Source organism: Ensifer sp., assembly GCF_035999135.1.
Classification (GTDB): domain Bacteria; phylum Pseudomonadota; class Alphaproteobacteria; order Rhizobiales; family Rhizobiaceae; genus Ensifer.
On record NZ_DASYGZ010000103.1, the window covers coordinates 22356 to 46134 of the forward strand.

General features: G+C 64.0%; 20 protein-coding genes. 15 read left to right on the top strand and 5 right to left on the bottom strand.

The window, feature by feature from the left end; translation table 11 throughout:
• From VGO12_RS12385 to VGO12_RS12400, 4 genes are all read left to right on the top strand, one after another.
• Positions 1-2061, top strand: a complete 2061-nt coding sequence (locus tag VGO12_RS12385; protein WP_327513053.1) for a 3-hydroxyacyl-CoA dehydrogenase NAD-binding domain-containing protein — start codon at positions 1-3, stop codon at positions 2059-2061.
• Positions 2062-2139: 78 nt separating this feature from the next.
• Positions 2140-3060, top strand: coding sequence for a helix-turn-helix domain-containing protein (locus VGO12_RS12390; protein WP_327513054.1), 921 nt, complete (start codon positions 2140-2142; stop codon positions 3058-3060).
• 116 nt (positions 3061-3176) lie between these two features.
• On the top strand, positions 3177-4583 hold the full coding sequence (locus tag VGO12_RS12395; RefSeq protein WP_327513055.1) for an aldehyde dehydrogenase family protein: 1407 nt from the start codon (positions 3177-3179) through the stop codon (positions 4581-4583).
• A gap of 26 nt (positions 4584-4609) precedes the next feature.
• Positions 4610-6589: a tyramine oxidase gene (locus tag VGO12_RS12400; RefSeq protein ID WP_327513056.1), complete on the top strand. Its 1980-nt coding sequence runs from the start codon at positions 4610-4612 to the stop codon at positions 6587-6589.
• A 127-nt stretch (positions 6590-6716) separates the two neighbouring features.
• Here the strand turns inward: VGO12_RS12400 and VGO12_RS12405 are convergent, their stop codons facing one another.
• From VGO12_RS12405 to VGO12_RS12420, 4 genes are all read right to left on the bottom strand, one after another.
• Positions 6717-7751 (bottom strand): ABC transporter ATP-binding protein, encoded by a 1035-nt coding sequence (locus tag VGO12_RS12405; protein WP_327513057.1) that lies wholly within the window; start codon positions 7749-7751, stop codon positions 6717-6719.
• A complete protein-coding gene (locus tag VGO12_RS12410; RefSeq protein WP_327513058.1) occupies positions 7748-9331 on the bottom strand; it encodes an iron ABC transporter permease in 1584 nt (527 codons plus the stop codon). The genes VGO12_RS12405 and VGO12_RS12410 overlap by 4 nt, the downstream gene beginning before the upstream one ends.
• 12 nt (positions 9332-9343) lie before the next feature.
• A complete protein-coding gene (locus tag VGO12_RS12415; protein ID WP_414650710.1) occupies positions 9344-10345 on the bottom strand; it encodes an iron ABC transporter substrate-binding protein in 1002 nt (333 codons plus the stop codon).
• 410 nt (positions 10346-10755) lie between these two features.
• Positions 10756-11682, bottom strand: a complete 927-nt coding sequence (locus tag VGO12_RS12420; RefSeq protein WP_327513060.1) for a LysR family transcriptional regulator — start codon at positions 11680-11682, stop codon at positions 10756-10758.
• 272 nt (positions 11683-11954) lie between these two features.
• Between VGO12_RS12420 and VGO12_RS12425 the strand changes: the two genes are divergently transcribed.
• From VGO12_RS12425 to VGO12_RS12445, 5 genes are read left to right on the top strand one after another with little or no spacing between them, the layout of a single operon-like run.
• Positions 11955-12731 carry a 5-oxoprolinase subunit PxpA gene (locus VGO12_RS12425; RefSeq protein ID WP_327513061.1) on the top strand — a complete coding sequence of 259 codons (777 nt, stop codon included), beginning with the start codon at positions 11955-11957 and terminating at the stop codon, positions 12729-12731.
• Between the two features lie 16 nt (positions 12732-12747).
• Entirely contained in the window at positions 12748-12990 is a 243-nt protein-coding gene (locus VGO12_RS12430) for an acetyl-CoA carboxylase (RefSeq protein WP_327513062.1), read from the top strand.
• A complete protein-coding gene (locus VGO12_RS12435) occupies positions 12987-14372 on the top strand; it encodes an acetyl-CoA carboxylase biotin carboxylase subunit (protein ID WP_327513063.1) in 1386 nt (461 codons plus the stop codon). The genes VGO12_RS12430 and VGO12_RS12435 overlap by 4 nt, the downstream gene beginning before the upstream one ends.
• Complete coding sequence (locus VGO12_RS12440; protein WP_327513064.1) at positions 14372-15247, top strand: 5-oxoprolinase subunit B family protein; 876 nt, start codon at positions 14372-14374, stop codon at positions 15245-15247. The genes VGO12_RS12435 and VGO12_RS12440 overlap by 1 nt, the downstream gene beginning before the upstream one ends.
• On the top strand, positions 15237-16217 hold the full coding sequence (locus tag VGO12_RS12445) for a biotin-dependent carboxyltransferase family protein (RefSeq protein ID WP_327513065.1): 981 nt from the start codon (positions 15237-15239) through the stop codon (positions 16215-16217). The genes VGO12_RS12440 and VGO12_RS12445 overlap by 11 nt, the downstream gene beginning before the upstream one ends.
• 174 nt (positions 16218-16391) lie before the next feature.
• Here VGO12_RS12445 and VGO12_RS12450 read toward each other — a convergent pair whose 3' ends face one another.
• On the bottom strand, positions 16392-17402 hold the full coding sequence (locus tag VGO12_RS12450) for a GntR family transcriptional regulator (protein ID WP_327513066.1): 1011 nt from the start codon (positions 17400-17402) through the stop codon (positions 16392-16394).
• Positions 17403-17974: 572 nt separating this feature from the next.
• On the opposite strand from VGO12_RS12450, the gene VGO12_RS12455 reads away from it, so the two are divergent.
• From VGO12_RS12455 to VGO12_RS12480, 6 genes are all read left to right on the top strand, one after another.
• On the top strand, positions 17975-19051 hold the full coding sequence (locus VGO12_RS12455) for an ABC transporter ATP-binding protein (protein WP_327513067.1): 1077 nt from the start codon (positions 17975-17977) through the stop codon (positions 19049-19051).
• A gap of 90 nt (positions 19052-19141) precedes the next feature.
• A complete protein-coding gene (locus VGO12_RS12460) occupies positions 19142-20032 on the top strand; it encodes an ABC transporter permease (RefSeq protein ID WP_414650712.1) in 891 nt (296 codons plus the stop codon).
• A 2-nt stretch (positions 20033-20034) separates the two neighbouring features.
• Entirely contained in the window at positions 20035-20880 is an 846-nt protein-coding gene (locus VGO12_RS12465; protein ID WP_327513069.1) for an ABC transporter permease, read from the top strand.
• Positions 20880-21626 (top strand): 3-oxoacyl-ACP reductase family protein, encoded by a 747-nt coding sequence (locus tag VGO12_RS12470; RefSeq protein WP_327513070.1) that lies wholly within the window; start codon positions 20880-20882, stop codon positions 21624-21626. The genes VGO12_RS12465 and VGO12_RS12470 overlap by 1 nt, the downstream gene beginning before the upstream one ends.
• Before the next feature lie 13 nt (positions 21627-21639).
• On the top strand, positions 21640-22413 hold the full coding sequence (locus tag VGO12_RS12475; RefSeq protein ID WP_327513071.1) for an SDR family NAD(P)-dependent oxidoreductase: 774 nt from the start codon (positions 21640-21642) through the stop codon (positions 22411-22413).
• A 121-nt stretch (positions 22414-22534) separates the two neighbouring features.
• Positions 22535-23767, top strand: coding sequence for an ABC transporter substrate-binding protein (locus VGO12_RS12480; RefSeq protein ID WP_327513073.1), 1233 nt, complete (start codon positions 22535-22537; stop codon positions 23765-23767).
• The last annotated feature ends 12 nt before the right edge of the window (positions 23768-23779 follow it).

The following is a 23779-nucleotide window of genomic DNA, read 5'->3' on the forward strand; positions in this document are numbered from 1 at the left end:
ATGATCGTCGCCATCACCCGCGAGAATGCCGTCGCCGTCGTCACCATCGACAATCCGCCCGTCAACGCCCTGTCGCAGGCCGTGCGTCAGGGGCTCGTCGACGCCGTATTGGAGCTTGACGCCGACAGCGCGGTGACGGCCGTCGTTCTCATCTGTGCCGGCCGCACGTTCATCGCCGGAGCCGACGTCAGTGAATTCGGCAAGCCGCCGCTGCCGCCGCATCTGCCGGATGTCGTGGCGACGATCGAGGGTGCAAAAAAGCCGTGGGTCGCGGCGATGCACGGCAGCGCGCTCGGCGGCGGGCTGGAAGTCGCGCTCGGCTGTGCCTATCGGGTGGCCGTCGCCTCCGCCAACCTCGGCCTGCCCGAGGTGAAACTCGGCCTCATTCCCGGTGCGGGCGGCACCGTCCGGCTGCCGCGCCTTGTCGGCCCGGCAGCCGCCGTCGACCTGGCGACGGGCGGCAATCCGGTCGGCGCGAAGAAGGCCGAGGCGCTCGGGCTTGTCGACACGCTCATTGCAGGTGACCTGCGCGCCGGCGCGATCGCCTTTGCAAGCGACGTGGCCACAAAACCCCGGCCGCAACCAATTTCCCGCCGGGCGGTGACCGCGGTCGAGCCAGGCTTCTGGGAAGACGCCGAAACGGCGGTGGCAGCCAAGGCGCGGCGCGAAATCGCGCCACTCAAGGCGCTGGCATCGGTGCGCAAGGCGAGCGAGGCGGATTTTTCGACCGCCATGGCCTTCGAGCGCGAGACGTTTCTGGAACTGCGCGGCTCTGAGCAAGCAGCTGCGCTGCGCCATGTCTTCTTCGCCGAACGCGCTGCGCCGCGACCACCGGAGCTTGCCGGGATCACACCCCGCGAGATCCGCTCGGCCGCCGTCATCGGTGGCGGCACGATGGGTGCCGGCATCGCTGCGGCGCTGCGCGACGCCGGCCTGCCGGTGGTTCTGATTGAGCGCGATCAGGCGGCGGTCGAGCGCGGGCTTGCCAATGTACGGGCTATCTACGACGGGTCTGTGAAGCGCGGGCGCATGACTGAGGCACTTGCCGAGGAGCGCATGGCGGGCATCACCGGCGGCGACGATTATGACCTGCTCGCCGATACCGACCTGGTGATCGAGGCGGTGTTCGAGGACCTCGCGGTCAAGCGTGCCGTCTTTGAAAAGCTCTCGTCCGCCTGCCGGCCGGACGCGGTGCTCGCCACCAACACCTCCTATCTCGATCCGGCGGCAATCAGCGAGGGGGTGAGCCATCCGGAGCGCTTCCTCGGGCTGCATTTCTTCAGTCCCGCGCATGTGATGAAGCTCCTGGAGATCGTGCCGACGGGGGCGACAGCGCCGGAGGTGCTTGCGACCGGTTTTGCGCTTGCCCGCCTGCTCGCCAAGATCCCGGTGCGCGCCGGTATCTGCGATGGTTTCATCGGCAACCGCCTCCTGAAGGTTACGCGCGCCCAGGCCGAGAGGCTGCTGCTGTCCGGCGCGACGCCTTCGGCCGTCGACGCGGCCATGCGCGCCTTCGGTCTGCCGATGGGCCCGTTCGAGGCGCAGGATCTCGGCGGCCTCGACATCGCCGCCTTCCAGCGTAAGGCGGCACGGGAGCGCGGCGAGATACCCTTCGCGCCGGTCGCCGAGCGTCTCTGCGCCCTCGGACGTCTGGGCCAGAAGACCGGTGGTGGCTGGTACGACTACCAGCCGGGCGACCGTGCACCAAAACCGTCGGAAACGGTGGCAGGGATCCTCGCCGAGATGGTGGACGGCAAGCCACAGCGGACGTGGAGCGAGACCGAAATCGCCGATGCCATCCTGCTGCCGATGGTCAATGAGGCGACGCGGATTTTGCAGGAGCGGGTGGCGGTGCGCGCTGCCGATATCGATCTCGTCAAGATCCACGGCTACGGCTTTCCGCGCTGGCGCGGTGGACCGATGCACTATGCTCAGGCGCGGGGCCTTGCGGAAGTCGTTGCGGTTCTTGACGGCCTTGCGGCAGAGGGTGTTGCCGATCCGGCGTGCGGCGGCCTGCGCCGGGCGGCGGAGGCGGGACGTTTTTCCGTTCTGTCCGATTGAGGGCATGGCTAAGCGCTGCGGACTGTGATGGGATAGGTTTGGGAGCACAGGGTATCTGCTTTAGCCGGGGAGGGCGCGATGCAGTCGCTGATGACGCCAGGGCACAAGCCGGTGCCGGTGGAAATTCTCGAGGCCGAGATCCGCAGGGTCTGCGGTTCGTTCAACCTGGAACCGATGCGGCGGACGGGCGTCGTCAACGGCGACGTCAGCACGCGGCGGATCGGCTCATTTGACACGGCGATCGTCGCCCTCGATGCTTCAGAGGTGGCGCGCAGCCCGCGCGCCATCCGTCAGGATCCGGGCGAGTACTTCTTCCTCCTGGTGCAGGACGCCGGACAGTGTCGCGTCGAGCAGGGCGATCAGGTGGCGGAGCTTTCGCCGGGCGACATGTTCCTCGTCGATTCCGTCAAACCCTCCACGTTCGTTTATCGCGGCGAACGCTCGAACCAGGTTTCGCTCCATATTCCGCGCGACGAGGTGATGCATCGTTTCGGCAATCGCTGCAATGGCGGCCTTGCGATTTCGCGCGACGATCCGCTCTGGCTCGCGATGCGCGCCGTCATCGCCAAAATGCTCATGGAGGAGGGTGCCCAGGCGCAGCTTGGCGAGGCCTTTCTCTGCCTGATGGGCGCCTACCTGCATTCGGCCCGCGTCACCGGTTCGGCGGCAGAAACTTTGCTGTCCCGGGCCCTTTCTATGATCGACCGGCATCGGGCAGACCCGACATTCGGGCCGCGCGAGCTTGCCGTCAGGCTCAATGTCTCCGAGCGCATGCTGCAGCGGCATTTCCGCCCGCTTGGGGAAACCCCCGGCCATCGGCTCCTAAACCGCCGGCTGGAGCTGGCCCATGCGCGGCTTACCGCCGCCAGGGGCGAGCAAGTGGCGGCAGGCGTCACCGTCGTCGCCTTCGATTGCGGCTTCAACGACCTTTCCTATTTCTACCGCGAGTTCCGCAAGAAATACGGCACGACGCCGGGTTCGGTCGCACGCTGCCACTGACGCATTTGTCCAAACGGTGAGACGGTGTCGTCCAAGTCTGACGCCGCGTCCGTCTTTATCCTCTGCCGCCAAACGGCCCCACTGGAGGTGGTGAGGCCTTCCTGGAGGAGGTGGAAATGATGGAATTCAAGGCAACCATCGGCGGCAAGCCGGCAGCAGCCAGCTCGGACTTCGCCGTGCTCAATCCGGCAACGGGTATGGAGGTCGGCCGTGCGCCGAACATGGGCGGGGCGGAACTGGATGCCGCGGTGGCCGTGGCGAAGGCTGCGTTTGTCTCCTGGTCGGCAAAGAGCGACGAGGCGTTGCAGGCGGCCTGCGCCGCGGTGACCGCGAAGATCGAGGAACACGCAGACGAACTTGCCGAAATCATCACGCTGGAGCAGGGCAAGCCGCTGAACGGTCTCGGCTCGCGCTGGGAAGTCGGCGGCGCCGTCGCCTGGGCGGGATATACGACCGCCCTTTCGCTGCCGGTCAAGGTGTTGCAGGACAACGAGCAGGGACGCGTGGAACTGCACCGCAAGCCGCTTGGCGTCGTCGGGTCGATCACGCCTTGGAATTTCCCGGTCATGATCGCCGTCTGGCATATCCTGCCGGCGCTGCGCACCGGCAACACTGTGGTCGTGAAACCCTCGCCCCATACGCCGCTGTCGACGCTGCGGCTCGTCGAGATCATGAACGAGGTGCTGCCGCCGGGCGTAGTCAATGTCGTGACCGGTGACGACAAGGCGTTCAATCTCGGTGGCGCGATGTCGGCCCATCCGGATATCGCAAAGATCGTCTTCACCGGTTCTTGCGCCACCGGCCAGAAGGTCATGCAGTCCGCCGCAGCGACGATGAAGCGGCTGACCTTGGAACTGGGCGGCAACGATGCCGGCATCGTGCTGCCGGACGCGGATCCGGTGGCGATCGCCGAGGGCCTGTTCTGGGGCGCCTTCATCAACAACGGCCAGACCTGCGCGGCGATGAAGCGGCTCTACGTGCACGACACGATCCACGATGCCGTGTGCGAGGCGCTCGTTGCCTACGCGAAGAAAATCCCGGTCGGCAACGGCATGGACGAGGCGAGCGTTCTGGGCCCGATCCAGAACCGCATGCAGTTCGACAAGGTGTTGCGCCTCGTGTCGGATGCGAAAGAGCGCGGTAAGGTGCTCATCGGCGGTGCGCCGGGCGAGGGCCTGTTCTTCCCGCCGACCATCGTTTCCGGTCTTCGCAATGGCGATGCGCTCGTTGACGAGGAACAGTTCGGCCCGGCGCTGCCGATCATCCGCTACTCCGACGTCGAGGAGGCGATCCGGTTTGCCAATGACAGCCCGAACGGGCTCGGCGGCTCGGTCTGGTCGTCCGACATCGAGGCCGCGAAGAAGGTCGCAAGCCGCCTGGCCTGTGGTTCCGTCTGGATCAACAAACATGGTGCGATCCAGCCGAACGCGCCTTTCGGTGGGGTGAAGGCTTCCGGTGTGGGCGTCGAGTTCGCCGAGGAGGGGCTCGCCGAATACACCGACATCCAGGTGGTTTTCGCCTGAAAAATCAACGAAAAGAGGGAACGATCATGAGACTGACGACATATCTGGCCGCGACCGCGCTCGGCTTCGGCCTTGCCGGTAGCGCGGCGCTCGCCCACCCGCTCGACGGTCTGACGGCCGAGGAATACCAGAAGATCAATCAGATCCTGCGCGACAAGAAGGTTGCCGACGACAAGACGCTCTATCCGCTGATCGAGCTGAAGGAACCGGCGAAGGCCGAGGTGCTCTCGTGGAAGGAAGGCGATAGCCTCGACCGCAAGGCGACCGTGCATTTCACCAGCCCGGATGGCTTCGGCGAGGCGGTCGTCAACATCACCAAGGGCACCGTCGAAAGCAACGCCAAGGCAGCCGGCCAGCCGATGGTGCTGTTCACCGAATTCATGGGTGCGCTGGAAGGCGCGCTCGGTCACCCGGACATGGTGGCGGGCCTCGCCAAGCGCGGACTGAAGCCTGAACAGGCCTTCTGCCTGCCGCTGACTGGCGGCAACTTCTTCACCGAGGAATATCAGAACTCCCGTCTGATGAAGGTGCCCTGCTACCAGGTGCCAGAAGGTTCAAACTTCTATGCAAAGCCGATCGAGAACCTTTTCGCCGTTTACGATATCGGCAAGAAGGAAGTGGTGCGCGTCGTCGATCTCGGCGTGATCGACCTGCCGAAGGACGCCTGGGGCTACACGGAGGAGGAAGTCGCCAAGCGCGCGCCGCTGCGCGCGGAGACGAACCCGGTCAAGCTCGTGCAGGAAGGGGCGCCGAACTACAAGATCGACGGCAGCCACATCGAGTGGGACATCTGGCGCTTCAATTTCCGCGTCGACAAGCGCCCGGGCCTCGTCGTCTCCAATCTCGACGTCAGTGACGCGGGCACCTGGCGCTCGGTCATCTATCAGGCGCATCTCTCCGAAGTCTTCGTGCCCTATATGGACCCGTCGGAAGGCTGGTACTGGCGCACCTACATGGACAGTGGAGAATACGGTTTCGGCCTGTTCCTGACGCCGCTTCGCGCCGGCATCGACTGCCCCTCGCACGCCACCTTCCTGCCAGCCACCATTGCCGACGACAAGGGTTCGCCGCTGGTCATTCCGGATGCGATCTGCGTCTTCGAACGCAGCATCGGCGATCCGGCCTGGCGCCACTTCGAGGTCTTCGCGCAGACGCCCGACAAACCGGTGCCGGCGGAAGGTCGTCCGGCAACGGAACTGGTGGTGCGCACGGCATCCGAAGTCGGCAACTATGATTATCTCATCGACTATCGCCTGCAGCAGAACGGCCAGATCAACATCTATGTCGGCGCGACCGGTCTCGATGCGGTGAAGGGCGTGGCGTCGACGTCGATGAAGGATCCGACGGCGAAGGCGGACACGGCCCATGGAACGTTGATTGCACCAAACCTCGTTGCCGCCAACCACGACCACTACTTCAACTTCCGCATCGACTTCGACGTCGACCAGCCGATCAACCACTTCTCGACGATGGACATCGTGCCAGCCAAGCTCGACCCATCGAGCCCGCGAAAGTCGATGTGGACGGTCGAGCACAAGATGCCGATGACGGAACTGGAGGCGCGCTACAAGCTCTCCTCCTCGCAGCCGCGCTACTTCCACATCTCGGACCCGTCGCGTGAGGGCTATCTCGGCCACGAACCGGGCTACATGATCCACCACGGGGACGTGTCCTACGGTCCGTTCGACTTTGCGAACGACCCGCCGATGAAGCGCAACGCCTATATCGAGTATTCGGTCTGGAACACGGTCTACGATCCGGAACAGCGTTATGCCGGCGGCAAGTTCGCAATGCAGAGTGATGGTTCCGATACGCTCGCCGAATGGGTGAAGAAGGACCAGAGCCTGATGGGCAAGGACATCGTCACCTGGTTCTCCGCCGGCTTCCATCATATTCCGCGCATGGAGGACTGGCCGGTCATGTCGACGGAGTGGAAGACCGTGCACATCATGCCGCACAACTTCTTCGCCCATAACCCGGCGTTGACGATCCGCAATCCGAAGTGATGCCGACGAGCGCCCTCAGAAGTGGGGGCGCTCCCTAGATATCTCCGCGGCCGGTTACGGGCGTCTGCAAATCTCGCCAATGATGGAAGCTGAGAGACGACTTGCCTCAACCGTTCTTGAGATGCGGTCAGGGGAATTGGTAGGCGCGACCGGAGATTTCGAGCCCAACCAAGCTGCCTGCCGGTGGCAGGTCGACGTTCGGCGCCCTGAACGTCAGGCAGGTCTCTGCCCCGCCATTTTCCAGGGCGACCTTGACGTGCGCCTGCGGACCGAGCTGCTCGATCGTCAGAATGCGCCAGGTTCCTCCTTCGGCTGCCGGAACCACGCGGAGCTGCTCGGGCCTAAGCAGGATTTTCGCCGCAGACGACGACGTCTGCTGCCCGTCGACGGCGACCTCTCCGAGGATGCATCGGGCACGGCCGCCCCGGATTTCTGCGTCGAGAACGATAGCCTGACCAAGAAACGCCGCCGTCACCGGATCCGCCGGGGCGCGGTAGAGTTCCTGCGGCGGCCCGGCCTGGACCAACCTGCCGTCCCTCAGGACCACGAGCTGATCTGCGAAGCTGATCGCCTCTTCCTGATCATGGGTGACGAGCAGGGTGGCGACGCCGGCCTTTGCCAGGATCCGCATGGTGGCGCTGCGCAACTGCTCGCGCAGGCCGGCATCGAGCGCTGAAAAAGGCTCGTCGAGCAGCATCAGGCGAGGCTGGCGGGCAAGGGCGCGGGCGAGCGCGACCCTTTGCTGCTGGCCGCCGGAAAGCTGATGCGGTTGCCGGTCCGCCATGGAGCGGTCAAGCTCGACGAGGTCCATCAGGGCGAGCGCGTGCGCCTTGCTATCCTTGCTCTTGCGGATGCCGAAGCGGATATTGTCGATGAGCGACAGATGCGGAAAGAGCGCGCCTTCCTGCATCACGATGCCGACATTGCGGCGGTGGGCCGGAACGCCGACCGAAGCATCGGCAATTCGCAGGCCATCGATATGGATCTTGCCGGCGTCGGGTGCTTCGAAACCGGCAACGAGCCGCAGAAGCGTCGTCTTGCCCGATCCGGACGGACCGACGATCGCCGTGCGCGACCCTTCAGCGATCTGAAGGTTGATCTTGCTCACGGCCCTGGTGGGACCGTAGCTCTTGCTGATGTCTTCCAGGCTCAGCGCCGTCATTGTCCAGAAACTCCCATCGCCTGCCGGTGCAGGATGACGCAAAGCGGAACGGAAAGGATGATCATGGCAAGCGCGAAAGGTGCAGCGCCGACATGGTCAAACTCGGCCGTGCGCGCCCAGAATTCGGTGGCAAGCGTATCAGTCCCGATCGGGCTCAGCATCAAGGTTGCCGTGAGTTCGGTGGTGATGCCCATCGCCACCAGCGCAGCGCCTGCGGCGATGCCGGGTGCGGCGAGCCGAAGGGTGATGATGAACGCTGCCGTAAGCGGCGGCTTACCAAGTGCGATCGCCGCCTGCTGAAGCTCCACCGGCACCTGCCCGAGCCGGGAGCGGATCGCAATGATCGCCCGCGGCAGGAAAAGCAGAGCATAAGCGGCGATGACGGCCGCGACCGTCTGGTACAGCGGCAAGGCGAAACGCACGGTGATCGCCACCAGCGCCAGGGCGACGATGCTGCCGGGAAGCGCGCCCGTGTAATAGTGAATGCTCTCGATAAAAGACTGTAATCTGCCCGGCGCACGGGCCGACATCCAGGCGATCGGCAAGGCCGCCAGGGTGACCGATGCCGCGCCGAGCAAGGCGTAGAAGGCCGTCTGTAGGGTGGCGCTGGTGAGCGCAGCCCCGTGCCACGCCTCAGAGCCGCCGATCCAGAACCAGCGAACGACGGTAACCAGGGGAAGGCCGACGGCGAGTGCCGTCGTCACAAGCGGGACCAGAAGCCAGAAAGGCCAGGTTCGGCCGAGCCTGAAGCGTGGCGCGGGCCGCGCGACCCCGGCCCCGACCCGCGCATAGCGACGATTGCCGCGCGACCACTTGTCGAGGAGAAGCAAGAGCAGAGTGAGGGCGAACAGCACGACACCCATCAGGTTGGCGGCCGGACCGTCGTAGACCGCCTGGAACTGATTGACGATCGCCACCGTCAGCGTGTCGTAGCGAACGAGAACGTAGAGCCCGTACTCGGAAAGCAGATGAAGCGCGATCAGCAGTCCTCCCCCGCAGATCGCCAGTCGCAGTTGCGGCAGCACGACGGTGAAGAACACCTGTGCCGGGCGCTCGCCAAGCGTTGCCGCGACATCTTCGAGTGCCGGGTCCAGGCGGCGAAGCTGGGTCACGATCGGCAGATAGACGAGCGGGAAATAGGCGAGCACGGAGACGAGAACCGCCGGCCAAAGGCCGCGCAAAAGAGGGAACGTGCCGTCCCAGGCGTAGGCCTGCACGAATGCCGGAACCGCAAGCGGCGCCACGCCCAAGGCTCGCCAGAGCCATCGGAGCGGCAGGTCGGTGCGCTCGGTCAGCCAGGCAAACGCCAGCGAAAGGACGATGCACGCAGGCACGGCCAAAGCCTGCAACAGCAGCGTCGCAACGACCAGTTCGCCGACCCGCGGCCTGAAAACGAGAGAGGCGGCGGTTTCCCAGCTGGACTGCGAAAGGACCCAAAGGACGAAACCGACGGGGATCAAGGCGAGGCCGGCGACGACGAGAGCGGCGGCCACCAACGCGGGACTGGAGCCGCGGCGGCGATGTCGCTTGACGCCCGGCAGCGCAATTGCCGTCGGCAGAGGGGGGAGGGGGCGGTTCACGGTTTTGGCAGCTTACATGACGCCGGCTTCGGTCATCAGCCGAACGACGTCCTGGGCGTTCAGAAGCGAGGGATCGACCTTGGGATAACCGAGCGTATCGAGCGGAGGCAGAGCCGCATTGGGCTTGATGCCGCTGCCGATCGCATATTCGAACGTTTTTCCGTCGCGAAGGATGGCTTGCCCTTCCGGTCCCGTGATGAAGGCGAGAAACGCCTGGGCGGCTTCCGGATTGTGCGACGATTTCAGCACGCCGCCGCCGGAGATCGAGACGAACGCGCCGGGATCGCCATTGCGGAAATAGTGGACCTTGAGTTTGTCCGAGCTTTCTCCCGTGCCAGCCTGATCGCCAAAGTAATAATAGTTGTAGATGAGCGAACCGGCGACTTCGCCGACATTGGCGCCGCGCATGGCCTCGAAGTTGCCGCGGTAGGCGATGGCATTTTGCTTCAGGCCGGCGAGCCAGGTCGCCGTTTCGTCGCTGCCGCGCAACTGCAGCAGCGCGGAAACGATGGCCTGAAAATCGGCGCCCGCCGGTGCGGCACCCCAGCGACCCTTCCACTCGGGCGCGGCAAGGTCGAGCATGGATTTCGGCAGATCCTTTTCCCCGACCATGTCGGTGTTGTAGACGAAGATCGTCGTGCGCGCCGCAATCCCGGTCCAGTTGCCGCTGGCGGGCCTGAACTCCTGGGGCACGGCGGCCAGGGTCTCCGGATTGACCGGAGCAAACAGACCGGCTCGATCGACCATGGTCATGGCAGGCGAGTTCTCCGTCAGGAACACGTCCGCCGGCGAATGTTCACCCTCCTGCAGGATCTGGTTGGCCATCAGGATGTCGCTGCCTTTGCGAATGGTGACCGGTATCCCGCTGTCTTCCAGGAAGGCGTCGGCCCATTTTTGCGTGAGGCCGGCGTGCTGGGCCGAGTAGACCGTGATGCCGAGATCCTGCGCGGCGGCCGGCGCCCACGAGGTCATCGTCGAAAGGAGTGCAAGTGTCGCAAGTCTCAGTCTGATCATCATTCTTCCTCACGAATCCACCCACATGCGCCGCAGGTGGGCAGTCGGCTTGTCGACGGGGTCGACCCTTCGTTTTTGATCCGGGCCAATGCCCGCGTTGTTCATTTAAGTTGCGAACTGCATGTCGGGGCCTGTCGCGCAGGACGCGGCGGATCGAAATGACGCGGCGCAGCCCTCTCCAGAAACATGCACGAATCTCCACGCGATCTTGAGTCGCCAACAAATGTTGACTCGATTTCTCAGTATTTTATCCATTGATAATGTTTCGGCAAGTCATGAACCAGACCTCGTCGCGGTCTGGTGTCGCGGCCAACCGGACGTTCCCAGGATTGGCGGATGAAATCGCGCTGGAAGCCGCCCCGGACGCATTACGACCACGGGAGAGGTCTCGCCCAGGCGTCGTCGCGTGCTCAATCGGCGGCGTAGGGACCGGCCCTGCCACCGGACAAGCGGAAGGTCTGCTGGAAGTAGGAGCGCAGCGCCATCATCGCCGGCGAAAACTCGGCGCCCCGTCGCCAGGCCAGACCGACGTCCATGGCCGGCACGGGATCGCGCACGTCGATCGTCTCGATGCGACGGCCCTCGAGTGACCAGGGCCGATGAACCATGTCGGACAGGATCGCGACGCCCTGGCCATTGGCAACCAGCGAGCGGACGGCTTCGACCGACGATGTTCTGAGGATGACACGCGGCTGGAACGTCGAGGCGCTCCAGTACTTTAACGACGTGTGAGCAGCCTCGTCGACCGTCAGCATGATATAGGGCTCCTGGGCAATCTCGCGAAAGCCGACATTGTCACGGGCAAGCAGCGGATGCTGCGCTGGAACCCAAAGCCGCCGGGTCGAACTCATGAGCTTCTCTGTGGTCAGCGCCGGATTGAGAATGTTGGAGGTCAACAGCACCGCCATATCGTACCGGTTGGTGAGCAGCCCTTCCTCGATGGACTCGCGATTGAGTTCGAACAATTGAACATCGAGCTTGGGAAAAAGCCGTCTCAGCCGCTCGATGTGCTGTGGGAGGAAGTAACCGAGCACCGTGTAGGTGGCGGCAATCGCGAGCGTGCCTTCGACCGCGCTGCTGACGACATTGAGATGCGTCGCCTCATCGACCTTTTTCAGGATCTCGTAGGCATGGGAAAGAAACTGGCGACCGGCCATGGTCAGATCCATGCCACTCGGCGTTCGCAGGAACAGACTGGCGCCGACGATGCGCTCCAGCTCCTTGATCGCCGTGGTGATGGCCGACTGGGAGATCGATAGATCGACCGCGGCCTGGGAGATCTGGCCGAGCTCGGCGGTCGCGACGAAATAGCGAAGCTGGCGAAGGCTGATGGACATCGCCCTTCCTTCTGATTTTTAGATAATGCAATCCAGATATTCAGAAAGCTTGCCTGAACATGAGGCAGATAGCTGATCGAAATTCAGGCATTGCGGTGTAAATGACGGATTTCAAGCTATTTTTGCGCAAGCGTGTTTGCAAGTGCGAATTCCGAAAAACAGATATCAGACATACAAAAATAGAATTTTTCAAATGATCTAAATGATCCTAGCGTTCCGTTGGTTCTGAACGCAGGCCGTCACTTGGGCGGTCCGGGTCGAAGGGGAATATCTTGCTCGACGTTGTCGACATCAACTGTGACATGGGTGAAGCCTTCGGTCGCTGGCGCATCGGCGACACGGATGACGCCACCCTGATGGCGCTGATCAGTTCGGCCAACATCGCGGCCGGTTTTCACGCCGGCGATCCCAATCTGATGGATGAAACCGTGCGGCTGGCCGCTGAGCACGGCGTCGGCATCGGGGCGCATCCCGGTTACCGCGATCTCCAGGGTTTCGGCCGGCGCAAGATCGCCGGCACGGCGCGCGAGTTGGTCAATGACATCGTCTACCAGGTCGGTGCTGTCAGAGAATTCGCCAGGCGCCACGGCGCCTCGCTTCAGCACGTCAAACCGCACGGTGCGCTCTACATGGAGATGGCCTCCAATCGCGAGCTCTCGCAGATCTTCCTTCAGTACATGCGCACCGTCGCCCCGACGGCCTTCGTCTTCTGCATGGCGGGATCGGAGACGGAGATCGCCGCGCGCGAGGTCGGGCAGCCGGTGATCCGCGAGTTCTATGCCGACCGCGACTATGACGACAGCGGCTCGATCGTTTTCACCCGCGACGCGGGGCGGCCGGACGCGGCGGCGATCGCGCGCAAGGTCGTGCGCGCCTGCAAGGAGGGGCGCGTGCGCACCGTGACCGGCGCAGACATCGCGATCGCCTTCGAATCCATCTGTTTCCATTCCGATACGCTCGGCGCACTCGATATCGTGCGCCTCATGCGGGAAGCGCTTGCGGCGGAGGGTATTCGCATCGCTCCTGTTTCACAGCTCAAGAACAATTGACCAAGCGGAGGCAACCATGAGCAAGCACGAAATCCGATCGCCCCTTCCAGGAACCTTCTATCGGTCGTCTGCTCCGGATGTGCCGCCGTTCAAGACCGACGGCGATGCGGTGGTCTCGAACGAGGCCATCGGCGTCATCGAAGTCATGAAGACCTTCCAGGAGATCCAGGCAGGGGTTTCCGGCGGCAGCATCCGCTTCCTCGTCGACAACGAAGAGCCTGTGATGGCCGGCCAGGTGATCGCCGAGGTGGAGCAATGACGATCCGCTCGGTCCTGATCGCCAATCGCGGTGAAATCGCCGTGCGCATCATCCGGGCGGCAAAGGCGCTCGGCATCCGCACGGTCCAGGTCTATAGCGCCGCGGATGCGGATATGCTCGCGGTGAAGCTCGCGGACGAGGCCATCGAAATCGGCCCGCCGGCGCCGAAGAAGTCCTATCTGAATATCGAGGCGGTCATCGCCGCTGCCAAACGTGCCGGCGTCGATGCCGTGCATCCGGGCTACGGCTTCCTGTCAGAAAATGGCGATTTCGCCGATGCGGTGGTTGCCGCCGGCATGATCTTCATCGGCCCTTCCGGTGACGCGATCCGGTTGCTCGGCGACAAGGTGCAGGCGCGTGTCGTTGCCCAAAGGGCAGGTGTGCCGACGGTGCCTGGCAGCAATGGGCGGATTTCAAGCCTCGAAGAGGCCCATGCCGTCACGGCCGAGACCGGCTTCCCGATCATGATCAAGGCGGCGGCCGGCGGCGGTGGGCGTGGCATCCGCATCGTCAACGACTTGGCCGAACTCGACAAGCAATTCCCGCAAGCCTCGGCCGAGGCGCTCGCCTCCTTCGGTGACGGGGGTCTTTATCTCGAAAAGGTCATCACCCGGGCCCGCCACGTGGAAGTGCAGATCCTCGGTGACGGCGAGAATTTCGTCCATTGCTTCGAGCGGGAGTGCTCGCTGCAGCGCCGGCGCCAGAAGGTCTGGGAGGAGGCGCCCTCCTTCCTGCTACCAGCCGACGTGCGCCAGAAGCTCTGCGACAGCGCGGTGGCGCTTGCCCGGGCTGTCGGATATCGCGGCGCTGGCACGGTCGAGTATCTCTATGACGATGAGACGAAAGGTTTCTACTTCATCGAGGTCAACACCCGCATTCAGGTCGAGCATCCCGTAACCGAAATGATCACTGGTCTCGATCTCGTCAAGGAGATGTTCCGTGTGGCCGGCGGCGCGGCGCTGTCGGTGCGCCAATCGGACATCTCTGTGTCCGGCCACGCCATCGAGTGCCGGATCAATGCCGAAGACCCGGCGCGTGGTTTCATGCCGGCGCCGGGCCAGATCACGCGCCTGGCCGTGCCGGAAGGCGAGGGCGTTCGCTTCGACACGATGCTCTATGAAGGCTACACGATACCGCCCTTCTACGACTCCCTGCTCGGCAAGCTGATCGTCTGGGGTGCAGACAGGCCGGCATGCCTGGCCAGGCTCTCCCGGGCGCTTGCGGATCTGAAGATCGAGGGCGTGCCGACAACGATTGCGCTGCATCAGGCGCTCGCCGCCGATGCCGATGTGGCAGCCGGCGCCTTCCACACCCGCTTTCTCGAGACATGGCTGGAAACCGAGTTCGCCGCTGCGGGCGGACGCACCGCGGAGGTTGCGTGATGCCGACACGATACACATTCGGAGGCGACGAACATCTGTTCGTCGAGTGCAGCGACGAGATGTCACTCGAAGCCTTCTTCAAGAGCCTGTCGATGGCAAAGGGCGTGCGGGAAAGTCGCATCCGCGGCGTCACCGAGATCTGCCCGGCGAACGCCTCGTTCCAGATCAAGTTCGATCCTGACGTGATCAAGCCGGACGACGTGTTGAAGGAAGTGCGGGCGATCGAAGGGGCGGCAGAGCGGGCCGAGCCGGTGATTCGCACGCGCATCGTCGAGATCCCGGTGTTCTACAACGACCCCTGGACGCACGAGACGCTGATGCGTTTTCGCGAGCGACACCAGGACCCTGAAGGGACCGATCTCGATTACGCGGCGCGCATCAACGGCTACGATGCGGTTACCGATTTCGTGGCGGCCCATTCGGGATCGCCGTGGTTCGTGTCGATGGTCGGCTTCGTCGCCGGCCTGCCTTTCATGTACCAGATGGTCGAGCGCCAGCGGCAGATCCAGGTGCCGAAATACCTGCGCCCGCGCACGGACACCCCCAGGCTGACCGTCGGCCACGGCGGGTGTTTCGGCTGCATCTATTCGGTCCGCGGCGCCGGCGGCTACCAGATGTTCGGCATCACGCCGATGCCGATCTTCGACCCGACCCAGACCACCAGCTATCTCCGCGATTTCATGGTGTTCTTCCGACCCGGCGACATCGTCAAGTTCAAGCCGATCGACCGCGATGCCTACGACCAGGCGGTCGAGGACGTCGACAAGGGGCGTTTTGCTCCGCCGATCCGAGACGTGAGCTTCGACCTGCGCGAGTTCCAGAAGGACATCGCCGGCTACAACACCAGGCTGGAGGGTGTGCTCAATGGCCATTAACGTCGTTCATCATGGTCTGGCGACCACCATCCAGGATTTGGGTCGCCCCGGCTATTTCCACCTCGGTATTCCGATGGGGGGAGCCATGGATCGCTACGCCATGCGGGCCGCCAACCTGCTCGTCGGCAACGACGAGGGCGCAGCCGGGCTGGAAGCGGTTTTCCTCGGGCCGAAGCTTGAATTCACCGAAGACGCGCTCGTTGCCATCACCGGCGCCGACATGCCGGTCAAGGTCGATGATGTGCTTCAGCCGGGATGGACCGCTTTTCGGGTCAGAGCCGGGCAGACCCTGAGCTTCGATTTCCTGAAATCCGGCGCGCGCATCTACATCGCCGTCTCCGGCGGCATCGACGTGCCGGAAGCGCTCGGCAGCCGCTCGACCTACCCGATCGGCGCGCTTGGCGGCTACAAGGGCCGCGCGCTTGCCGCCGGCGACGTGCTGCCGGTCGGGCCGGCGCGTGCAGGCCGTGAAGGCCTGACGGTCGATGAAAGCCTGCGCCGGAAGCCTACGGCGCCTGCCGCCCTGCGCGTGCTGCCCGGTCTCTACTGGGATCGCCTGACGGACGAGGCAAAGCTGAGCTTCTTTGTCGATGAGTGGAAGGTGGCGCCGGAAGCCGACCGCATGGGCTACCGCTTCCGCGGCGGCCGCAAGCTGAGTTTCGTCGATCGCGACCAGCCTTTCGGCGCCGGCTCTGATCCCTCGAACATCGTCGACAGCTGCTATCCCTACGGCTCGATCCAGGTGCCGGGTGGCACCGAGCCGATCATCCTGCATCGCGACGCCGTATCGGGCGGTGGCTACTTCATGGTCGGAACGGTGATCTCGTCGGACATGGACCTGATCGGGCAATTGCAGCCGCACACGCCGACCCGCTTCGTCGAGGTGACGATGGAGGAGGCGCTCGCGGCCCGCACTGAGGAGGGCAGGCGGCTGGAAGCGCTGCGGGCGGCGATCACGACAGCCACGTGACGTCGGTTTGCGACAGGGCGCGAGAGCGTCCGGCCTCCCTCGGGTGCTGGCCGTTGCAACTGAACCGGCGTTGTGAAGACAGGAGGGCAGACAGTGGGACGTTTGGACCTGATCTTGCAACCGGCGACGGTGTCCGCCCGGCTTCACTGGGCCCGTTTCCGGCCGGCGAACGCCCTATTCGACGACACGCGTCAGATAGGCGGCGGTGACGCTCGGGCCTGGAATGATCGCAACGATCTTCATCTGTGCGATCGTGCGGTTCAGGGAAGCGTCGATATGACTTTCGAGCATCGACGCGGCGGCGGCGTTTGCGCCGCGCGTCATCAGCTCGACGATGAGTTTCAGTTCGGCGATGACGGCGGGATCGCCTGGCAGTCCGAGATGCCGGAGCAGCCTTTCGGTGGCGGTGACCGGCAGCAGATTGTTGCGGATCAGTTCACGCAGGCGCTCGTTCGGCATGGCAAGCACGCACGCCTCGGTGAACTCCACGAGAATATCTTCAAGCCCCAGCCAGCCGCCGCCGTCCTCAGTCTGGCCGAACTCGACGAGCCGGTTGAACAACGCGCCGAGCCGGTCGCGGTCGATGTGCGGCGCGCCGAGCGCCAGCGCCTGCGGCTCGAGCAGCCGGCGCAGCATGAAGTGATCCTTGACCGTCTGGGCGGTCAGCGGACCGGCGATCCAGTGCGAACTCTGGTTCTTGCGCACGAGGCCACGTTCGCGCAAGCGGGTCAGCACGTCGCGCACGACCGTGCGGCTGACGTTGAAATGGTTCGCGAGCTCGTTTTCGATGATGCGGTACTGGCCGAAGATCACGCAGCCGGCGACGTCGTTCTCGATCTCGTCGTAGATGCGCTCCCAGGACGAGCGGCTTTGCAGCGCCTCGTCGGCGTGCTGCGGCACGATCAGGCCCAGGGTCTTGATGTCGGTGCGGTTCGGCTCGATCGCCCGGCCGGGCGGGCCGACGAGATAGCCGCGTCCCTTGAAGCGGTGGACGAGCCCATCGCTTTCAAGCTGCAGCAGCGCGCGCTGTACCGGCGCGCGCGAGATCTGCAGGATATCGGCGATTGGTCCTTCGAGCAGGACGAGACCGGGCGGCAGCGTGCCTTCGGAGATGTTCGTGCGCAGCACATCCTCGGCAATCTCGTATCGGCGCTGCGGGTTTTGGCCGAGGCGTGGCTCGCTCATGCGGTCTGGCATCTTCCGTTTGGCTGGCAATGTCGTCCCCTTTCTTTACGCCACTTGCCGGTGACCGTGACAGCGCAAAATAAATGCATATTGAATACATATGTGCAATTTTTATATGCGCTTGTCCATCGGTCTGTCGTTGAAGGGCGCATCGCGCCCGAGTGAATACGGCTGGCTGCCGTGGCGGCCGGGCGGTGCAGGATGGAGGGATTTCAGAGGTTGCGCCTCGTAAAGGGGCGCAATTGCGCGGTGTTGTGGTCTGGTGACCCTCGGCGGTTCCCATATCGCGTGGGCGGCGTGACATCATTTCTGCATCTTCTATTCGCGCTTGGTAAAAAGCCAATAAAAGTCTATTGCATACAAAAATCATTCGTGTCATGGTTCGTGACATGCAAGCGCTCAGAAGAAGCGCGCAGGTGGAACATAGTTTTAGATCGCAAAGGACCGTCATCCCAACCGCGCATGTGACCCATGCGTGATCGCTATCGCATGTGCGTTCGGACGCCAGGTCGGCGTCCGGCGAGGGCGAAGCATTGGCTGGTGACCGGTCGGCGACAACGGGCAGGAAAACGATGTCGACAGTCTTACAGCTCAAGAACGTCACCAAGGCCTTTGGCGAGATGCGTGCGCTCGATGGCATCGACCTCGCATTGCCGGGCGATGCCTATATCTCGCTGCTCGGGCCGAGCGGCTCCGGCAAGACGACCTTGCTGCGCGTGATCGCCGGTTTCGAGGATCCGGACGGCGGAAGCATCGTCTTTGACGGCAAGCGCATCGATACCGTGGCGCCGCATCAGCGCGGCATCGGCTTCGTGTTCCAGAACTTCGCGCTCTTCCCGCATCTGTCTGTTGCTCAGAATATCGCCTTCGGCCTTGAAAACCGCGAGGTCGATGCGGTGACGGACCGCAGGGTAGTCGAGCGACGGGTCAAGGACATCATCGCGCTCGTCGGCCTTTCCGGGCTTGAAGGCCGCGCCGTCACGCAGATCTCCGGTGGCCAAAGGCAGCGCGTCGCCCTGGCGCGCACGCTCGTCACCGAACCGCGCATGGTGTTGCTCGACGAGCCGCTCGGCGCGCTCGACGCCAATCTGCGCGCCCGCATGCGTACCGAACTCCGCGCCATCCGCGAGCGCTGCGGCGTCACCTTCCTGCATGTGACCGGAAGCGAGACCGAGGCGCTTGCAATGGGTGACACGGTGCTGGTGCTCGACCGCGGCCGCATCGCCCAATCGGCCGATTCCGACACGATCTACAACCGGCCGGCTTCTCCGGCCGTCGCCCGCTTCCTCAATTGCTACAACCTTTTCCCGGGGCGTCTCGAAGTCGGCGCCTTCGTCGGCAGCGCCGGGCGCTTTTCGCTGGGCAGCCGACCTGCAAGCCGGGCGACCCAACCGGCCTATGCGATCCGCTACGACCGCGTCGCCGTGCGCCCGCGCGAAGCGGCGATCGGGGACGATGAAGTCCGCGTCGAGGGCAATTTCGTTGCCAGCGAATACTCCGGTGCCGCGGTCAACTCGTTCTTCACCCTTGATGACGGGCGGGTCTTCGAGGTGGAGACCCATCTCAGCCACGCCGCCCCCGAAACCTATGAGGATCAGGGCCGCTACGCGCTCGTCTGGAAGCGGGAGGACGCCCTTGTCTACGCTTGAAGCACCGACACTCGAGGCGGCTCGAACTGAAACTGCCACAGCCGGTGCTTTGGCGCTGCGCTGGTTCCCGGAGATTGAGAGATGAGCATGATGGCCATTGCGGAACAGACGGAAGCTGAAACCGTCACCGAGAGGAAACCCGGCGGAAAGGCCCTGTGGCTGCTCGCCCCCGGGGTGCTGTGGATGGTGCTCTTCCTCGTCCTGCCGATGCTGATGATGGTCTATGTCTCCTTCTGGACGCAGACCACCTTCAAGATCGAACCGACGCTGACATTGAAAAGCTGGGTGACGTTCTTCACCAGCGACACCTATCTCGGCGCGCTCTGGACGACGGTACGCATCTGGCTGATCGTGCTCGTCTCGACCGTTCTCGTCGGCTATCCGGCCGCGCTCTATGTCGGGCTGTTCGTCAAGAACAAGGCGCTGCAGACGGTTCTGCTCGTCCTTTGCGTCATCCCCTTCTGGACCTCGTTTCTGATCCGCGTGCTTGCCTGGCGGCCCATGCTCGGCAAGGAGGGCGCGATCAACATGATCCTGATGAACCTCGGCATTACCGACGCGCCGATCGAGGTCCTCCTGTTTTCCGAACTCTCCGTCATCATCGGCATGACGCAGATCTACTGCGTCTTCATGGTCGGGCCGATCGCCTTCATGCTCGGCCGTATCGATCACTCCGTCATCGAGGCGGCGCAGGATCTGGGTGCCGGCTTCTGGCGGATCTTCCGCACGATCATCCTGCCGCTCTCGATGCCGGGCGTAGTGGTCGGCGCGATCTTCGTCTCCGTCATGGTGCTCGGCGAATTCGCAACTTCGGCCGCACTTTCCGGCCGCAAGGTCAACTTGCTCGGCAACATCATCGTCACACAGGTCGGTTCGTTGAAATGGGCCTTTGCCGCGGTTGCCGGCGTCGTCCTCACCATCCTGATGGGCGCGGTCATCGCGGCCCTGCTCAGGGTCGTCGATCTCAGGAAGGAGCTCTGACCATGAACGCCAGTGGCATGAAATTCGGCCTCGGCGCCTACACAGCGCTGTTCCTGGTCTTCCTCTACGGACCGCTTGCCGTGCTTGCGATCCTGTCGTTCCAGACCGGACCCGAAGGTGGACCGCAGTTTCCGATCATCGAATGGTCGACCTACTGGTACCAGCACCTTTTCGGCCTGACGCCGCCGTCGCGCATCGCGCCGCTGCCGATCGAGCAGGCGCTGGTCCGCTCGCTCGGGCTCGCCGTCATGACGATGATCGTCTCCACGGTGCTCGGCGTGACCGCCGCCCAGGCCTTCCGCCGCAAGTTCCGTGGTTCCGGCGTCGTCTTTTATCTGATCGTCCTTGGCATGATGGTGCCGGGCGTGCTTGTCGGCCTCGGCATGGCGCTTGTTGCCAACACGCTCGGCATCGACCGCCACTGGTGGGGCACGGCCTTCGTGCTGCACGTGGTCTACACGTTCCCCTTCGCGTTCCTGGTGATGCTGGCGATCTTCAACCGCTTCGATCCCAGCATGGAGGAAGCGTCCTGGTCGCTCGGCGTTACCCCGGCGCGCACCTTCCGCAAGGTCACGTTCCCGCTGATCTTCCCGGGCGTGCTGTCGGCCATGCTTTTTGCCTTCACGCTGTCCTATGACGAGTTTTCGCGCACGCTCTTTGCCTCGGGCCGGGACCTGACCTTGCCGCTCGCAATCTACGGCACCTTCTCGGTTGAAGTGCATCCGAACGTCTTCGCCTTCGGCGTTCTGACGACACTCTTCTCCTTTGCGCTGCTCGGTACCTATGCGGCTCTGATGACCTTGTCGGTGCGCCGCGCCAAGCGCGTTGCGATCCAGGAGGAAGCGTGATGTCGAGCGCACCTTCACCGGCCGCGATTGTCACCGGCGCAGGATCCGGCATTGGTCGCGCGATCGCCTTGCGGCTTGCCGCCGATGGCTACGCCGTGCTCGTCAACGATCTGTCGCCCGAGCGCAGTCAAGCTGTTGCCAGTGAGATCGTCCAGGCGGGAGGCAGGGCGACAGCAGTTGCCGGCGACGTGTCGATCGAAGCCGATGTCAGCAGAATTGTCGACGTCGGCACGGCCGCACACGCTGCTGCGACACTGCTGGTCAACAATGCCGGCATCGCCCATCAGGCGCTGTTTGAGAACCTCGATGTTGCCGACTTCGACCGGATGTTCGCCGTCCACGTGCGCGGCACCTTCCTGATGACCCGGGCGGTGCTGGGCCCGATGCTCGAGCGCGGCGAGGGCGTCATCATCAACGTCGCCTCGCAGCTCGGCCAGATCGGCGGTGTCGAGCTCGTCCATTACTCCGGCGCCAAGGCGGCGATCATCGGCATGACCAAGGCACTGGCGCGCGAAGTGTCGAGCCGCGGCGTGCGCGTCAATGCGGTGGCGCCGGGGCCGATCAACACGCCGCTGGTCATGGAGCTCTCGGACGACTGGCGCGCCGCCAAGAAACAACAGCTGCCGCTCGGCCGCTTCGGCGAGCCGGAAGAGGTCGCCGCAGCGGTGTCGTTCCTGGCGTCGCCGGCGGCCAGCCTCTTCGTTGGCCAGACACTCGGACCGAATTCCGGCGACGTGATGCTCTGACAGGAAAGATGCGATGACAAACCCTCCCAAGACTGCCCGCATTGTAATCGTCACCGGTGCCGGCATCGGTATCGGCCAGGCGACGGCCCGGGCCTTCGCATCGGCCGGTGACCATGTGGTGGTGACCGATATCCTCGAACGCGAGGGTGCAGCAACCGTCGAGGCGATCCGCGCTGCCGGCGGCTCGGCCGAATTCGCCTATTATGACGTGCGCTCGACGTCCGCGACCGATGCGCTGGTGGCCGATATCGAAAACCGGCACGGCCGCATCGACGTCGTCGTCGCCAATGCCGGGATCGCCCATCGCACACCGCTTGGCCAATTGACCGACGACAAATGGGACCTGACCTTCGACATCGATTTGAAGGGGATCTTCCGGCTGGCCCGGGCGGCTGCTCCCGGCATGCGCCGGCGCGGCGAGGGCAGCATCGTCGCGCTCTCGTCGATCATGGGCGTTGCCTATGGCTGGGACGAGCACGTGCACTATTCCGCCGCCAAGTCCGGCGTCGTCGGCCTCGTCCGGGGACTGGCGGTCGAGCTTGCCGCTGAGGGCGTGCGGGTGAACGGCGTCGCACCCGGCTACATCCGCACAGCGCAGCTGCTTTCCAAGGAGAACTCGTTGGGGCCGGAAGGTGCTGAAGCGGCAGCGGATTTCATTCCGATGAAGCGCCTCGGCACCCCCGAAGATATCGCCGACGTCATCGCGTTCCTGGCCTCCGACGCTGCTCGCTACATGACGGGACAGGTTCTGGTCGTCGACGGCGGACTGCTGGTCGGGCGCTACTGACGCTTCTGAGATCGTGCGGCGGGCGCTCAAGGCCGCCGGACTGAGCGCCGCGATGGCGGCGAATGATGAATGGGGGCCGGAAAACGGTCCCTGGGGAACAACGAAAACTGGAGAAGAGACAATGCCAAACATGGAACTCAATCGCCGCTCGCTCCTCAAACGCTCCGCAGGGGTGATGGCACTCGCGATTGGAGGCGGAACGCCGTTCCTCTCCTCGCGCGCCGCCTTCGCACAGGCAAGCGACCTCGCCAGCCAGCAGCTTCGCACCATCGGCCTGTCGGTGACCGTGCAGGAGCGCATCCTCGAGCAGTTCAAAGCGGCGGCCGGCGTTGGCGGCACATCCGGGACCGCCGCCACGTTCCCGGACGCGCAGACGAAGATCCTCTCCGGCTCCAAGGATTACGACTGCTGGGAAATCATCGCCGAGCGCCTGCCGTCGATCGTCATGACCAACAATGTCGAGCCGATCCCGGCCTCGGCGCTGAAGAACTGGGCGAACATCCGCGACACCTTCACCACGCCCAGCGACAAATGGGACCGCGCCGCCCAGATCGTCGGCCAGATCTGGACCGATGACGGCCAGTCGTCTCTCAACATGGTGCCGGCCGTCTATAACTACGATTCCATCGGCTATAACCCGGACGTGCTTTCGGCCGAAGAGGCCAACAGCTGGACGGCGATCTTCGATCCCAAGTGGAAGGGCAAGTCCGGCATCAACACGGATCCGCTGATTGCCATTGGCCAGGCGATCATGGCGATGAACTCGCTCGGCCTCTCCGACGTCAAGAACCCGGGCAATGCGACGGCGGCCGAGATCGACGAAGCAGCAAAGTTCCTGATTTCCAAGAAGAAGGAAGGCCAGTTCCGCGCGCTCTGGGGTGATTTCGGCGAACTCGTCAACCTGATGGCATCGGGCGAAATGGTGGTTTGCGACGCATGGCAGCCGGCCGTCATGGCCGTCAAGGCGCAGGGCAAGCCCTGCCGCTACGCGGTGCCGAAGGAAGGCTATCGCGGCTGGGCGATCGGCCCTGCGATGATTGCCGGCACCACCAACAAGGAAGCCGTCATCGCCTATGCCGACTACTGGCTCTCGGGCGAACCGGGCATCACCGTGTCGGAGCAGGGCTACTACTCGCCGTCGACCAACATCAAGAACGTCATGGCGCCGGAAAAATACGCCTTCTGGTACGAGGGCAAGCCCTGGGTCGGGCCAGCCGAGCGCGGCATCAAGGAAGGCGACCTGCGCGACGGCGGTTCGCTCGAAGAGCGCGCCAAGAACGTCGCCTACTGGCACCAGTGGCCAGATGAATACGACCACCTGATCCAGAAGTGGGACGAGTTCCTGAACGCCTGATGACAAAGGGCC